A 13,307-nucleotide genomic window follows, 5' to 3' on the forward strand; every position below is an offset into this window, starting at 1 on the left:
CTGAGGGTGCGGCAGCGCCCGGCCGCAGACTGCGGGGCTCAACTGCCTGTCGCCGACCGGCTTTCGAGCATGTGCCCTTCGGCTGGTCCAGGAGGCCCGCTTCGCTGCGTGGCGCAGTCGGTCGGCGGGTCGGTCATGCCCCGGTCGAGGTGCCGGCGCAGGGTGAGGGCGTCGTCCGCCAGGGCGCTGAGCAGGGTGGCGGTGGGGGTGAGGCGCATGACGGCCGTATCGGCGTCGCGGGGGGCGGGGTCGGCCGGGTGGGTGTCGGCCGGGCTGTCGGGGGTGATGACGAGCAGGGTGCCCAGGGCCCGGTGTCCGCCGGTCACGGCCGGGCCGTGCCAGCCCGGGATGCCGGGGCCGACGGCGAATTCCTGGTCGTGGAGGGGACGGCCGGCGAGGGTCACCCGTAGACGCTGGTGGACCGTGCCCGGGGTCTCGCCGTGGCGGCCCAGGAGCAGTTCCTCGCGGGCGAGCAGGCGGGCGCCCGGCTCCAACTCGACGCGCGTCGTGGCGTGGTGGTCGCAGCGGCCGGCGGCGATGACCGGTTCGGGCAGCCAGACCAGGGTGCCGGCCGGCGCGACCCGCAGGTGGGTCTCGGTGCGTGACGGACGGCCGTGCGGCCCCGGCAGCACCAGGGTCGCCGCCACGCTGCGTACGACGAGCGCCGCGCCCGCCGCGACCTCGACGTCCAGCCGCAGGTGGTCGCCGCCGATCGGGCCCGCGGCCGCGGCGGCCAGCGCCACGTGGGCGGCGCCGTCCGGGTTCCATCGGCCCGTCGGCTCGACGGCGGCGGTGGGGCGCAGGACCAGCGGCGCGTCGGAGCGGAGCCGGCTGATCCGGGTCCTGACCCGGCCGGACCGGTCCCGGTCCGCCGTCACCTCGAGGCGGGCGTGGGCACGCATCACCGGGCGGAAACGCCGAGGCACTGCCGCACCCACGCGGCGACATCGGCCGCGGTGGGGTCCCGGACCAGGGAGGTGAACAGCACGGGTAGATCACCGCGCTTGGCGCGGGCGTCGCGGTCCATGACGGCGAGGTCCGCGCCGACCTGCGGCGCCAGATCCGTCTTGTTGATGACCAGCAGGTCGGCCGAGGTGACACCCGGGCCGCCCTTGCGGGGAACCTTGTCCCCGCCGGCGACGTCGATGACGAAGATCTGGTGGTGGACCAGTCCGCGGCTGAACGTGGCGGTGAGGTTGTCCCCGCCGCTCTCCAGGAGGACGAGGTCGAGCGGCGGCAGGGTCGCCTCCAGCTCCTCCACGGCTTCGAGGTTGGCGGAGATGTCGTCCCGGATCGCGGTGTGCGGGCACGCCCCGGTCTCGACCGCGCGGACGCGTTCGGCGGTCAGTACGCCGTTGCGCAGCAGGAAGTCGGCGTCCTCGGTGGTGTAGATGTCGTTGGTGACCACGGCCAGGGAGAGTTCCGGGGCCAGTGTGCGGCACAGCGCCGCGACCAGTGCGGTCTTGCCGGAGCCGACCGGGCCGCCGATGCCGATGCGCAGGGCCCGGCCGGGGTGGCGGGGCAGGGCTCCCGTCGCCTGCCTGCCGGAGTGCGGGTGATCGTGAGAGTGGGCGGGTCGCGGTGTGGGGTCAGGACGCAAAGAGACGCACCTCCCAGGCGGCGTGGTGTTCGGCACGGATGTCGAGGAGAGGTCCCGCGCGGGACGGCAGCTCCTCGGGTGCCGTGTGCGCGTGGCGCGCCGCCTCGGCGGCGACGGCGGCGATCCGTGGTCCCAGCCGGGCGACCGTCGCGTGGACCGCGAACGGGTCGAGCCCGAGCAGCCGCACGGCGGCCGTCGCCGGGGTGAGTACCGCGTCGTGGGCGGCGGCCAGCGCCGCGGCGTCCGGACCCAGGCCCGCCGCGGCGGCCACCGCGCCCAGGGCCACCGGCTGATGGAGGCCGTGCCGGGGTGCGGCGCTCAGCTCGTCCAGGCGTGGGTGGGGCCAGATCGTACGGCCCGCCCGCAGCAGTTGACGCCCCAGGCGGCGGGAAGCGGTCCGCAGCGACGGTGACGGGGTCCTGGCGGCGAACTCGCGGTCCAGCACCTCCAGCGCCTCCACGGCCTCGGTGGCCCGCCGGCCCGTACCGCCGAAGGAGGCACACGCCGCCGCCGTGAACGCGGCGGTCACCACGCCGGTCGTCGCCAGGCGTCCCCGCAGGAACTCCTCCAGCGCGGCCAGGTCGTCCACGCCGTCCAGGGCCGCCGCCGCTTCCAGACCGCCGGAATGGGCGTGCCCGCCGGAGGGGAAGCGCCCGTCGGCGAGCAGCAGCAGCGCCGGCAGCGTCGCCTGCGGCTTCCGGTCCTGGGATTCCCGGGATTCCTGGGCGTTCATCGGAGGGCGGTGGTGGCGGGGGTCAGAAGAGGAAGTAGCGCTGTGCCATCGGCACTTCGGCCGTGGGCTCGTGCTCGATCAGCTCGCCGTCGACCCGCACGCTGTACGTGTCGGAGTCGACCTCGATACGTGGAGTGGCGGTGTTCTCCGGGAGGTCCCGCTTGCCGCGGCCGCGTACGTTCTCCACGGCCACGAGCCGCCGCCGCAGCCCCAGGCGGTCGGCGAGCCCGTCCTCGACGGCCGCCGGCGCGACGAAGGCGACGCCGCTCGCGGCGGCGGCCGGGTTGCCCACGTTGTAGCCCAGCCGGTTCAGCACCGGCTGGGGGGTGGGGATCGACGCGTTCGGGTCGCCGAGGGCGGCGCCGGCGGCCATGCCGGCCTTGAACACGACCGTGGGCCGGACCCCGAACAGGGCGGGCTGCCACAGCACCAGATCCGCCAGTTTGCCGGGCTCGACGGAACCGATCTCGCGTTCGAGGCCGTGGGCCACCGCCGGGCAGATCGTGTACTTGGCGACGTAGCGGCGGGCCCGCTGGTTGTCGGCCCGGCTGTCGCCGGGCAGTGAGCCGCGCAGCTCCTTCATCCGGTGGGCGGTCTGCCACGTCCGCGTCACGACCTCCGCGACCCGGCCCATCGCCTGCGCGTCCGACGACATGATCGAGAGCGCTCCGAGGTCGTGCAGCACGTCCTCCGCGGCGATGGTCGTGGGACGCACCCGGCTCTCGGCGAACGCGAGGTCGTTGGGCACCTGCGGGTTGAGGTGGTGGGCCACCATCACCATGTCCAGCGCCTCGGCCACCGTGTTGACGGTGAACGGGCGGGTCGGGTTGGTCGAGGCGGGCAGTACGTTCGGCTCACCGGCGATCCGGATGATGTCCGGCGCGTGGCCGCCGCCCGCGCCCTCGGTGTGGTACGCGTGGAACGTCCGGCCGCCGACGGCGGCGAGCAGATCCTCCACGAAGCCCGCCTCGTTGAGGGTGTCGCTGTGGATCGCGACCTGCACCCCGGCCTGGTCCGCGACGGTCAGCGCGGCGTCGACCGCGGCCGGGGTGGCGCCCCAGTCCTCGTGCACCTTGAACCCGCCCGCGCCGCCCCGCAGTTGCTCCCACAGCGCCTCGGGGGACACGGTGTTGCCGCGGGCCAGGAACAGCACGTTGAGCGGCCAGGGCTCGCAGGCCTCCAGCATCCGCCGCAGCCACCAGGCGCCCGGCGTGGCCAGGGTCGCCTTCGACCCCTCGGTCGGCCCCGTGCCGCCGCCGACGAACGTGGTGGTGCCCGCCGCGAGGGCTTCCTCGAACAAGTCCGGGCCGACGAAGTGCACATGGGTGTCGATCGTGCCCGCCGTCAGGATCAGCCCGTTGCCGGCCGCGATCTCCGTGGAGGGGCCGATGACGAGGCCGGGGTGGACCCCGTCCATGGTGTCGGGGTTGCCCGCCTTGCCCAGCGCCACGATCCGGCCGTCCCGGACGCCCACGTCGGCCTTGACCACGCCCCAGTGGTCCAGGACCACCGCGCCGGTGATGACCAGGTCGGGCGTCCCCTCGCCGCGGGTGGCCCGCGACTGGCCCATGGACTCCCGTATGGATTTGCCGCCGCCGAAGACGGCCTCGTCACCGCCGCCGCAGAGGTCCCGCTCGACCTCGATGAACAGGTTGGTGTCGGCCAGGCGGACACGGTCCCCGGTGGTCGGGCCGAACGAGGCGCCGTACTCCCGCCGGCTGATCTCAGCCATCGAGTTCACCTCCGCACAGACCCCGCAGTCCGGCCACGATCCGCCGGCCTCCGATCGGGACCAGTTCCACCTCCTCGACCGCGCCGGGCTCGAAACGCACCGAGCCGCCCGAGAGCACATTGAGCCGGCGCCCCCACGCGGCCTCGCGGTCGAACTCCAGCGCGGCGTTGACCTCCGCGAAATGGAAGTGCGAACCGACCTGGACGGGGCGGTCGCCGGTGTTCTCCACCCGCAGCCGGGTGACCTCCTTGCCGGCGTTGATCACGACCGGTTCGTCGCCGTAGAGCACTTCTCCCGGAATCAGCGGCCGGTCGGCCTCCGGCCGATCCCCCGTGTAGCGCTGCCGGGCCGCCTGCCGCGCCCCGGTCCCGACCCGCCGTGGCGGGCTGGGGCTGCCGACGCCGCTGGAGGGGTGGAGCACAGAGCCGTGCTGGTCCTGCCTGCCGGGGTCGTCGCTGGGATGCTCGCCGCTCTTCATCATCATGAGATCGGCCCCGTCACCGTGATCAGCTTCGTGCCGTCGAGGAAGGTCGCCTCGACCTGCACCTGCCCCAGCATCTCCGGCACCCCCTCCATCACGTCGTCGCGACCGAGCACCGCCCGTCCGGACTCCATGAGTTCGGTGACCGTACGGCCGTCGCGGGCACCCTCCAGCAGGAACGACGTGATCACCGCGGTGGCCTCCGGCAGATTCAGCTTCAGGCCCCGCTCCTTGCGCTCCAGGGCCAGCTTCGCCGCCGTGTAGATCATCAGGCGCTCACGCTCGTGCAACGTCAGAAGCATCGGCCGCCTCCACGGGGTGAGAGGAAGAACCACGCTCTTGCAGTTAATCCCAAACCTGCTCCCGTCGCAGAGCGAGAACTCACCCAGGGTGACGATCAGCGGAACCCTCCGACGCGTCGGACGTCCTCCGCGCGCACACCACCGGCCTGGGCGTCCGCCACGGTCGCCCGACGCGGCCGGCCGTGCAGGGTCAGATAGAAGATCTGGAGGGAATCCCGTGCTCCGCCCGTCTCGAAGCGGTTGAGGACCTTGCCCAGCGGGTTCCACAGACGCCCGTCCTGCATGCGGACGCCGACCGGCTGGCCGAAGTAGGCCCGCAGGTCGGCGTCGAAGTCCACCCAGGTCGCACCCGCGTGGCGCACCAACACCTCACCCACGTACGCCCCGAGGCCGAGCAGCGGCCCGCGTACGCGCTCGCGTGAGGCACCGCCCTTGCGCATGCCGTCGATCAGGAAGTCGACGAGCCGCAGACTCGCCACGGAGTAGTCCAGAGGCAGCCGGCTGCGCCCCGTGAGACGGGCGACCAGGGTTGCCGCGTGCAGGTGCATCCCCTCCGCGTCCGGGTTGCTCTCGTCGGCCTCGGCCATGGAATCCCACCCCTTCGCTTGCTGTGGGGCCTTGAAGGCCTCCCCGGTTAGCAAGCGGATTCCATCGCCGGAACGTCACGCGACGCCCGTACGGCGACCGGCGCCGCCGCCCCGGCCGATGGGGACAAGTCGGCCGATGGGGGACGGGGCGGCGGCGTGGCCGGGCGGGTCAGCGCGCGTGTAGCGGGACTGTCCGGCGGCGGTGCGGATGCCCGGCAGCGCGGAGTAGAGGGTCTTGCCGGGGCAGAGGGTGGCGTAGCCGTCCCGGTGGCCGGAGACGGTGTTCAAGACGGCCTTCTGTCCGGTCTTGTACACGCCGGTGTCGCCGGCCGCGGTGAGTGAGGGTGACCTTGGCCTGCGGGGCGACTCCGTCCAGACCGAGCTTCCAGGCGGCGAGGTCGGCGATGGCCTGCTTGGCGGCGGCGGTCGGGGTGCCGCCGTTATTCTGGCCGTTGCCCTGGCTCTGCCCGTTCCCCTTGTTCTGGCCGTTCGCCTTGCCCTTGCCCTGCGGGGTGGTGCCGGGGTCGATCAGGTCGAGGCGCAGTCCGTCGGGGACGGTGGTCTGCTTCCCATCGGCCATGACCCGTGCCTCGACCGCGTCGGAGGGGCCCACCCACAGCGGTTCGGAGGCGCCGCGGGTGCCCGCGGCGCGGCCCTCGGCGGTCTCGGGGCCGACCGTGTCGAAGTCGAGGTCGCGCCAGTCGGTCCACTCGCCGTCGGCGGCGGAGCGGGTACGTATCTGGGCGGTGCCGTCGAAGGTCCTGGCGCGGTCCTTCCAGGAGACGCCGATCAGGGAGAAGGCCTTGGTGTCGGTGCGGGGAAGGGCGCGCTTTTAGCCGGCGGAGCCGATGAGCGCGATGGTGTCCGCACTGGCCGGCCGGGCTTCCTCGCGCCCGTGCCCGAGGGGTGATCGGGGGCCAGGACCACGGCGGCCGTGGCCAGACCCGCGCCGCCGATCACGGTGGCACCGACGGCCAGCCAGACCCGGCGTCTGTCAGCACGTGCGCGGCGGGAACGGGATCTTGAGGAGCTCATGGTCTTCCCTCGGGGTTGTCGAGTGCGTGCTCTTCGCGATCAGGCAGCGCGCGGGGAATGCCGGTCGGCGGATTCGAATGTGACGCAACTCGATGACGTGCCGTCGTCATTTCCGTCCTCCCGCACATGCCATTTCGCTGTTGCGTGAATCGGCGTTTATACCCGGCGCCGGGAACGGTTGTCCACTGCACGGAAATAACGGACAATCGGCGCTCCCGCTTCGTTTGGAGTGTCAGCGAAGCCGACCAAGTGCTGCCAAGTGCCGGTAAAATCCGGTCGCTTGACATGGTGTCCGTGAGATGACTAGAAATTCGTGGGCGGCCGCCCATGGTGTTTACCGCCGACATCGCGAAGCGGAAATGCGGCGCACGGCGCGCACCGATCCGGAAAAAGGGAGTCCAATTCCGGGAATGCGGAATTCATGGCTCCGGAGAATCCGGCGGATCCCGCTCGGCGCGGAGCGAGGTGGATCGGCCGGGTCGTCGAGGAGGACTTCACCGGGCCCGAGAAGGGCCAACCTGCGCTAAAGTACGTCAAATTCGGGCTGTTTCACCCCTGGGAGAGTCCCGTGGCTCAGCAGGAGCGTGCCATCCGGACCCGCCGCGCGGTGCTCGACGCGGCCGCCGCGGTCTTCGCCGAACGGGGTTACGCCGCGGCCACCGTCGCCGAGATCCTCAGCCGGGCGAAGGTGACCAAGGGCGCCATGTACTTCCACTTCGACTCGAAGGCCTCCCTGGCCCGGGGCGTGCTCGCGGCGCAGACCGGCATCGAGCACCACGTACCCCGCGAACTCAAGCTCCAGGAATGGGTGGACGCGGGGATGACCCTCGCCGTCCGCCTCCCCAGGGAACCCCTGCTCCTCGCCGGTGTGCGGCTCTCCGCCGATCTCCAGGGCAGTGACGTCTTCGGCAGCGTCTGGCCCGCCTGGACGCAACGCACCGCGGACTTCATCGAGGAGGCCAAGAGGCGCGGCGAAGTGCTGCCGCACGTCGTGCCGGAGACGACCGCACACCTCTTCCTCGGGGCCTGGATCGGCGTCCAGTTCGTCTCCCAGGCGGTCGCCGGATGGGCCGATCTGGAGCGGCGGATGGCCGATCTCTTCGAGCACGTGCTGCCGGCCATCGCCACCCCGGCGGTACTGGCCCGGCTCGACACGGCTCCCGACCGGGGAAGCCGTGTCATCGCGGAGTTGGAGGCGGAGGCGGAGGCGAGGTCGGAGGCCGTGGCGCTGACCGTCGTGGCCGCCGGCGGCGGATGAACGGCGGGGCGCTCCCCGCACGGCCGGTCGGAACCGGCCAGCCGGAACCGGCCGATCGGAACCGTTCCGGTCAGGCCTCCCCGCCCGACCCCAGTGACCGCTGCTTGACCCGCTCCAGGTGCCGAGTGAAGACCTCCCGGGTCTGAGGGGTCAGGGTGCGCAGGGCCACCAGAGCGGTGATCACCACGTCGCACAGTTCCGCCTCGACGTCGTCCCAGGTGTGGGTGGTGCCCTTGCGCGGGTTCCGGCCGGTCGCGCCGATCACCGCCTGGGCGACCTCGCCGACCTCCTCCGACAGCTTCAGGACTCGCGGCAGTACCGCCGCCTCCCGGCCCTCGTCGAGGGGGCGGTGCGCGTCCAGCCAGGCCCACAGGTCGTCGACGGTGGACCAGATGTCCTCGTGCGGTGCCGGCGCGGTGCCGGGGTGCTGATCGCTCATGCAGCGCAGCCTGCCACGACCGCCGGTTCCTGTTCCCGGCCTTGCGGCGGCCCGCCACGGCCGTCGGACCTGTTCCCGCCCGCGCCGCGGCCCGCCACGACCGCCGCGTCCTACTCCTCGAAAAGCGCCTCCTGCTCCCCCTCCTTCTCCTTACGCAGCCGCCGCACCCGCGCGCCCAGGACCACGGACGTCGCCGCGGCCACCGTCGCGAACGCCGCCGGGACCATCCAGCCGCGGTTGACGGTGTGTCCGAGGGCGTGATCCACGGAGAGCCGGCCGGGGCCCGCGATCGCCAGGCCCGCGGAGGTCAGGCCCAGCGAGGCGGCGTACTCGTAGCCGCCGCTCTGGGCGAAGAAGCCGCTGGGCGCGTGCACCGCCGCCGCCCCCGCCATCGCGCCGGCCGCCGACGCGCCCGCCGCCGGGGTCGCCAGGCCCATGGCCAGCAGCAGACCGCCGCCGGCCTCCGCCAGCCCCGCCGCCATCGCGCTCGCCTTCCCCGGCCGGTAGCCCACCGACTCCATGAACCGGCCGGTCTCCTCGATCCCGCCCCCGCCGAACCAGCCCAGCAGCTTCTGCGCGCCGTGCGCGGCCAGCACGCCGCCGGTACCCAGCCGGAGCAGCAGCAGGCCCAGATCGCGTCGGTCGTAACAGGTCACGGTGACTCCCCAGGCAGACGGCGGATGAACAGCGGCATCGGACTCACTCCGGGTGTCCACCGTCGCACCGCCCACGCCCGCCGTGCTTGTCCTGCGTTCCGTTCGGGTGGCGGGGTCCGGGGACCGGTGTGACGCTGCCGACATGACGATTCAGACCGCCAGACTGAGCGACCCGGCCGTCCGTGCCTTCGTCACCGCCGTCAACGCCCACGACCGCGAGGGCTTCATGCAACTCCTCGCGCCCGGCGCGACCATGGCGGACGACGGAGCCGACCGCGACCTCGCCGAGTGGATCGAGCAGGAGATCTTCTCCACGCACGGCCACATGGAGGTCGACAAGGAGTCCGCCGGCGGCCGCGCCCTCCTCGCCCGCTACAGCAACGACACCTGGGGCGAGATGCGCACCCGGTGGTCGTTCACCATCACCGACGACGGCCGGATCTCGCGTTTCGAGACCGGCCAGGCGTAGCACGGCACCTGCTGTCGTCGCCGAGGGGCGAGCACTGCACGGCCGTGCGGTGCTCGCTGAACGTGCTCCAGGACGCGTCTTCGATGCTCGCGCTGTGCGAGGAGCGGGACCTCGCCGGCGCCGACCCGCAGTCGCCGGCCCGCGCCGAGGCGCTGCGCGAGGTCCTGACCAGCGGCGGCCGTACGCTCGCCCAGGGCGCCCTGGCCCGGCTGTGGGCGCGCAGCGCGCGGACCGTTCCCATCCCCGGGTTCCGCTCGGTCGCCCAGGCGAGGAGAACGCGGGCGCGCTCGCCAAGGGCCCGCTGACCACCGCCCAGCCGGCCGAGACCGACCGCGTCCTGGGGCGGTGAGCGGGCGTGGAGCCGACCGTGAGGGCAATCCGACAGGGCATTCGGTAACCTGCCCTTTGATGATCTTTTGATCAGGCTTTGAGGACATGTCACGCGCGGGCTCGGGCTCGCTTTGTACGGTCCCCGGGTGCTTGATTCCTCTCGGTCCCCCCACCATCTGTCCCGGCGTTCCCTGCTCACCCTGGCCACGGCCGCCCCGCTGACCGCCATGACCGCTGCCGGCCCGGCCGCGGCCGTGCCCCCCGCCCGCACCGCCGGCGTGATCGGTGGCGAGCGGCTGGCCCGTGCGGGGGTGCAGGTGAGCGGTGCCACCGGCCTGCCCGACCGCCTCACCGCCCGTGCCTGGCTCCTCGCCGACTGGGAGACGGGTCACGTGCTCGCCGCCCACCGCGCGCACCAGCCCCTCGCGCCCGCCTCCACGCTGAAGATGCTGTTCGCGGACACGGTGCTGAGGAAGTTCCATCGCGCCGAGCGGCACACCGTCACCGACGCCGAGCTGGCCGACATCCCCATGGGATCCAGCCTCGTCGGGATTCAGGCCGGGACCACCTACACGGTGGAGCAGCTGTGGCAGGGCGTGTTCCTGCGGTCGGGCAACGACGCCGTGCACGTGCTCGCCCACATGAACGGCGGGGTGGCGAAGACGGTCGCCGAGATGCAGGCCAGGGCGGAGGACCTCCAGGCCCTGGACACCCACGTGGTCAGCCCCGACGGCTTCGACCACCCCGGTCAGCTGTCCTCGGCGTACGACCTGACGCTGATCGCCCGGCACGGGCTGCGCAACGCCGACTTCCGCGGCTACTGCGGCACGCACGAGGCCGACTTCCCGGCCGGCCGGAACAAGAGCTTCCAGATCCAGAACACCGACCGCCTGCTGACCGGCGCGTGGGGACTGAGGGCGTACAAGGGCCTGATCGGGGTGAAGAACGGCTACACCAGCGACGCCGGAAACACCTTCACCGGCGCGGCCGTACGCGGCGGCCGCACCCTGCTGGCCACGGTGCTGAACCCCCCGACCGGCAGCAACGCCGTCTACGAGGAGACCGCCGCCCTGCTCGACTGGGGCTTCGGACAGGGGCGTTCCGCGCAGCCCGTCGGCACGCTGGTCGAGCCGCTGAGCGAGGGCGGGGCGAAGGCGGACGCGGGCCCCCCGCTCGGGAAGCAGGCCGCCGCCGGTCCGCCGGGCGTGGCGGCCGGCAGCCCCTCGGCCTGGCGGCTGCTGGAGGGCGCGGGCGGGACGGTCGTGCTGCTGACCGGCGGCATGTGGGCGCTGCGCCGGCGCCGGGCCGCGGCCGCCGACTCCGGAGGCCGCCACCGGCGCTGAGTCGCGGCCGTCCGAGTCGCGGCCGTCCGAGCTGTAGCCGTCTGAGCCGCAGCCGTACGTGCGGCAGCCGTTCCACGCACCGGTGCGTACCCCGCGGTCCCCCCCCTCGCGGGGTCCACCCCCGACCGGTGGCGTGGAACGACTGCCGCCTTCCCCCCGAGATGTGGCTATGGGTCCGTCCGGCGGAAGCGTGTCGCTCCAACTGTGAAGCTCTGATGGAGGAGATGTCGAGCATAGGTGTGCTACCGGCCCCGACGGTACGGAGGTTGGAACTCCGCTTGTGCAGATTGCCCGTCGGCGGCCCGTTTCGCCGTCCGTCCCGGGCCGTTCGGCTCCGTTCCGGACCGCTCAGCCCCGCCCCACGTACGGCATCGTCGTCGCCAGCACCGTCGCGAACTGCACGTTCGCCTCCAGTGGCAGCTCGGCCATGTGCCGCACGGTGCGGGCCACGTCGGCGACGTCCATCACGGGTTCCGGGACCACCTCCCCGTTGGCCTGGAGGGCGCCCGACTCCATCCGGGCCGTCATGTCGGTGGCCGCGTTGCCGATGTCGATCTGCCCGACCGCGATCCGGTACGGCCGCCCGTCCAGGGAGAGCGCCTTGGTCAGGCCGGTCAGGGCGTGCTTGGTGGCGGTGTAGGGCGCCGAGTGGGGCCGGGGTGTGTGCGCCGAGATCGAGCCGTTGTTGATGATCCGGCCGCCCTGCGGGTCCTGCTCCTTCATCTGCCGGTACGCCGCCTGCGCGCACAGGAAGGTCCCGTTGAGGTTGGTGTCCACCACGTGCCGCCACGCCTCGTAGGACAGGTCCTCCACCGGCACGCCGCCCGGTCCGAACGTGCCCGCGTTGTTGAACAGCAGGTCGACGCGTCCGAACCGCTCGACGGTGGCCGCGAACAGCGCGGCCACGTCGTCCGGCCGGGCCACGTCGGTGCGTACGGCGAGGGAGGCGGCCTCGGGGGCGAGCGCCGCCGTCTCCGCCAGCGTCTCGGGGCGACGCCCCGCCAGGGCCACGGACCAGCCCGCGCGCAGCAGTTCCACGGCGACGGCCCGCCCGATGCCCGAGCCGGCGCCGGTCACCACGGCGATCTTCGATTGCCTGTCGGTCATGGCACGGAGCGTACGAGGACGGTCCGCCACGCGGAATCCACTGTCCGCCATACGGATGCCCGCCCGATGCCGCGGGGCTCAGGCGAGCGCGGGCTCCCGGTCCTGGCCGGCCTCCGGTCCGCCCGCCTCCCCCGGATACCGCACGCCGATGCGCTCCCGCACCGCGTCCAGTGTCCGCATCACCGCCAGGGTGCTTTCCAGCGGTACGAGCGGCGACTCCGTCTCGCCGGCGCGCAGGGCCCGCATCACCTCCAGCGCCTCGTGCCGCAGGCTGGTGCGCGGACCGTCGGCCGGGTCCGCGGTGAACTCCTCCGGCTCACGCCCGTGCCGGCGCAGCACGAAACGCTCCGGGTGGAAGAAGCCGGAGGGCACGTCGATCCGGCCCTCGGAGCCGGTGACCGAGGCGCAGGTCGCCGTGGAGCCCGTGATGGAGCAGTGCAACTGCGCCAGCGCGCCGCCGTCCCAGGACAGCAGCGCGCCGGTCTGGAGGTCGACGCCCTCCGCGGAGAGCACCGCCCTGGCCGTCACGTCCGACGGCTCGCCGAGCAGCAACTGCGCGAACGACACCGGGTAGACGCCGAGGTCGAGCAGCGCCCCGCCGCCCAGGCGCGGGTCGCGCAGCCGGTGCGAGGGCGGGAAGGGGCCGGCGAGCCCGAAGTCGGCCTGGACGGTGCGCACTTCGCCGATCACGCCGTCCTCGACCAGTGCCTTCAGGCGCCGTACCAGTGGATTGCAGTACATCCACATGGCCTCCATCAGGAACCGGTCGTGTTCCCGGGCGAGCGCGACGAGTTCCCGGGCCTGCCGCAGGTTCAGCGTGAACGGCTTCTCGCACAGCACGTTCCGCCCGGCCTCCAGGCACAGGCCGGCGGCCGCCCGGTGGGCCGCGTGCGGGGCGGCGACGTAGACGACGTCGACGTCCGGGTCGTGGGCGAGCGCCTCCCAGTCGCCGTAGGCCCGCGGGATCCCGAACCGTTCCGCGAACGCCTTCGCCGGCTCCTCGGTGCGCGAGGCCACCGCCACGACCTCGGCGTCCGGCAGGTCCACCAGGTCCGCGGTGAACGCGGCCGCGATCTGGCCGGTCGCCAGGATCCCCCAGCGCACCGTCTGTTCCGCCACCCCGGACACTTCCGACATCCCGGACCCCACCCTCGATCACGCGTTCCTCGGCACGGTGTACGAGCTGAGAGCATAGGCGGCGGATCAGACGGAGAGGGCCGGACAAGGCCGAAGAC

At 73.0% G+C, this 13,307-nt stretch carries 16 protein-coding genes and 1 pseudogene; 5 read left to right on the top strand and 12 right to left on the bottom strand.

Going from position 1 to position 13,307, the window contains the following annotated elements; genetic code table 11:
* Nucleotides 1-38 precede the first annotated feature (38 nt).
* The 8 genes from ABZ818_RS01645 to ABZ818_RS01680 all read right to left on the bottom strand — a co-directional run bounded on the left by ABZ818_RS01645 (nt 39) and on the right by ABZ818_RS01680 (nt 5,723).
* A complete protein-coding gene (locus ABZ818_RS01645) occupies nt 39-902 on the bottom strand; it encodes an urease accessory protein UreD (protein WP_361409095.1) in 864 nt (287 codons plus the stop codon).
* Nucleotides 902-1,525, bottom strand: coding sequence for an urease accessory protein UreG (ureG, locus tag ABZ818_RS01650; RefSeq protein WP_361409596.1), 624 nt, complete (start codon nt 1,523-1,525; stop codon nt 902-904). The genes ABZ818_RS01645 and ureG overlap by 1 nt, the downstream gene beginning before the upstream one ends.
* A gap of 64 nt (nt 1,526-1,589) precedes the next feature.
* Nucleotides 1,590-2,333, bottom strand: a complete 744-nt coding sequence (locus ABZ818_RS01655) for an urease accessory UreF family protein (RefSeq protein WP_361409098.1) — start codon at nt 2,331-2,333, stop codon at nt 1,590-1,592.
* A 22-nt stretch (nt 2,334-2,355) separates the two neighbouring features.
* Nucleotides 2,356-4,065 (bottom strand): urease subunit alpha, encoded by a 1,710-nt coding sequence (locus ABZ818_RS01660; RefSeq protein ID WP_361409102.1) that lies wholly within the window; start codon nt 4,063-4,065, stop codon nt 2,356-2,358.
* Complete coding sequence (locus ABZ818_RS01665; protein ID WP_361409105.1) at nt 4,058-4,549, bottom strand: urease subunit beta; 492 nt, start codon at nt 4,547-4,549, stop codon at nt 4,058-4,060. The genes ABZ818_RS01660 and ABZ818_RS01665 overlap by 8 nt, the downstream gene beginning before the upstream one ends.
* Nucleotides 4,546-4,848, bottom strand: coding sequence for an urease subunit gamma (locus ABZ818_RS01670; protein ID WP_361409107.1), 303 nt, complete (start codon nt 4,846-4,848; stop codon nt 4,546-4,548). The genes ABZ818_RS01665 and ABZ818_RS01670 overlap by 4 nt, the downstream gene beginning before the upstream one ends.
* 95 nt (nt 4,849-4,943) lie before the next feature.
* Nucleotides 4,944-5,396: a hypothetical protein gene (locus tag ABZ818_RS01675; RefSeq protein ID WP_361409598.1), complete on the bottom strand. Its 453-nt coding sequence runs from the start codon at nt 5,394-5,396 to the stop codon at nt 4,944-4,946.
* A 114-nt stretch (nt 5,397-5,510) separates the two neighbouring features.
* On the bottom strand, nt 5,511-5,723 hold the full coding sequence (locus ABZ818_RS01680; protein WP_361409110.1) for a hypothetical protein: 213 nt from the start codon (nt 5,721-5,723) through the stop codon (nt 5,511-5,513).
* On the opposite strand from ABZ818_RS01680, the gene ABZ818_RS01685 reads away from it, so the two are divergent.
* Together ABZ818_RS01685 and ABZ818_RS01690 are read left to right on the top strand one after the other, a co-directional pair.
* The gene (locus ABZ818_RS01685) at nt 5,716-6,345 is read left to right on the top strand and encodes a hypothetical protein (RefSeq protein WP_361409113.1); all 630 of its coding nucleotides are present in this window, start codon (nt 5,716-5,718) and stop codon (nt 6,343-6,345) included. The two genes, ABZ818_RS01680 and ABZ818_RS01685, sit on opposite strands and share 8 nt — an antisense overlap.
* Nucleotides 6,346-7,038: 693 nt before the next feature.
* On the top strand, nt 7,039-7,728 hold the full coding sequence (locus ABZ818_RS01690) for a ScbR family autoregulator-binding transcription factor (RefSeq protein WP_361409116.1): 690 nt from the start codon (nt 7,039-7,041) through the stop codon (nt 7,726-7,728).
* A 70-nt stretch (nt 7,729-7,798) separates the two neighbouring features.
* Here the strand turns inward: ABZ818_RS01690 and ABZ818_RS01695 are convergent, their stop codons facing one another.
* Both ABZ818_RS01695 and ABZ818_RS01700 read right to left on the bottom strand, forming a co-directional pair.
* On the bottom strand, nt 7,799-8,167 hold the full coding sequence (locus tag ABZ818_RS01695) for a MazG-like family protein (protein WP_361409118.1): 369 nt from the start codon (nt 8,165-8,167) through the stop codon (nt 7,799-7,801).
* A gap of 110 nt (nt 8,168-8,277) precedes the next feature.
* The gene (locus ABZ818_RS01700) at nt 8,278-8,823 is read right to left on the bottom strand and encodes a DoxX family membrane protein (protein WP_361409121.1); all 546 of its coding nucleotides are present in this window, start codon (nt 8,821-8,823) and stop codon (nt 8,278-8,280) included.
* 142 nt (nt 8,824-8,965) lie between these two features.
* On the opposite strand from ABZ818_RS01700, the gene ABZ818_RS01705 reads away from it, so the two are divergent.
* The 3 genes and pseudogenes from ABZ818_RS01705 to ABZ818_RS01715 all read left to right on the top strand — a co-directional run bounded on the left by ABZ818_RS01705 (nt 8,966) and on the right by ABZ818_RS01715 (nt 10,965).
* Nucleotides 8,966-9,292, top strand: a complete 327-nt coding sequence (locus ABZ818_RS01705) for a nuclear transport factor 2 family protein (protein ID WP_361409124.1) — start codon at nt 8,966-8,968, stop codon at nt 9,290-9,292.
* 26 nt (nt 9,293-9,318) lie between these two features.
* Nucleotides 9,319-9,641, top strand: a pseudogene (locus tag ABZ818_RS01710) (aldo/keto reductase); the annotation flags it as partial.
* Nucleotides 9,642-9,768: 127 nt separating this feature from the next.
* Entirely contained in the window at nt 9,769-10,965 is a 1,197-nt protein-coding gene (locus ABZ818_RS01715) for a D-alanyl-D-alanine carboxypeptidase (RefSeq protein WP_361409125.1), read from the top strand.
* Nucleotides 10,966-11,313: 348 nt separating this feature from the next.
* On the opposite strand, the gene ABZ818_RS01720 is transcribed toward ABZ818_RS01715, so the two are convergent.
* Both ABZ818_RS01720 and ABZ818_RS01725 read right to left on the bottom strand, forming a co-directional pair.
* Complete coding sequence (locus tag ABZ818_RS01720; protein WP_361409128.1) at nt 11,314-12,072, bottom strand: SDR family oxidoreductase; 759 nt, start codon at nt 12,070-12,072, stop codon at nt 11,314-11,316.
* 78 nt (nt 12,073-12,150) lie between these two features.
* A complete protein-coding gene (locus ABZ818_RS01725; RefSeq protein ID WP_361409131.1) occupies nt 12,151-13,209 on the bottom strand; it encodes a Gfo/Idh/MocA family oxidoreductase in 1,059 nt (352 codons plus the stop codon).
* Between the last annotated feature and the right edge of the window lie 98 nt (nt 13,210-13,307).

Source organism: Streptomyces sp. NPDC047453, assembly GCF_040643155.1.
Classification (GTDB): Bacteria; Actinomycetota; Actinomycetes; order Streptomycetales; family Streptomycetaceae; genus Streptomyces.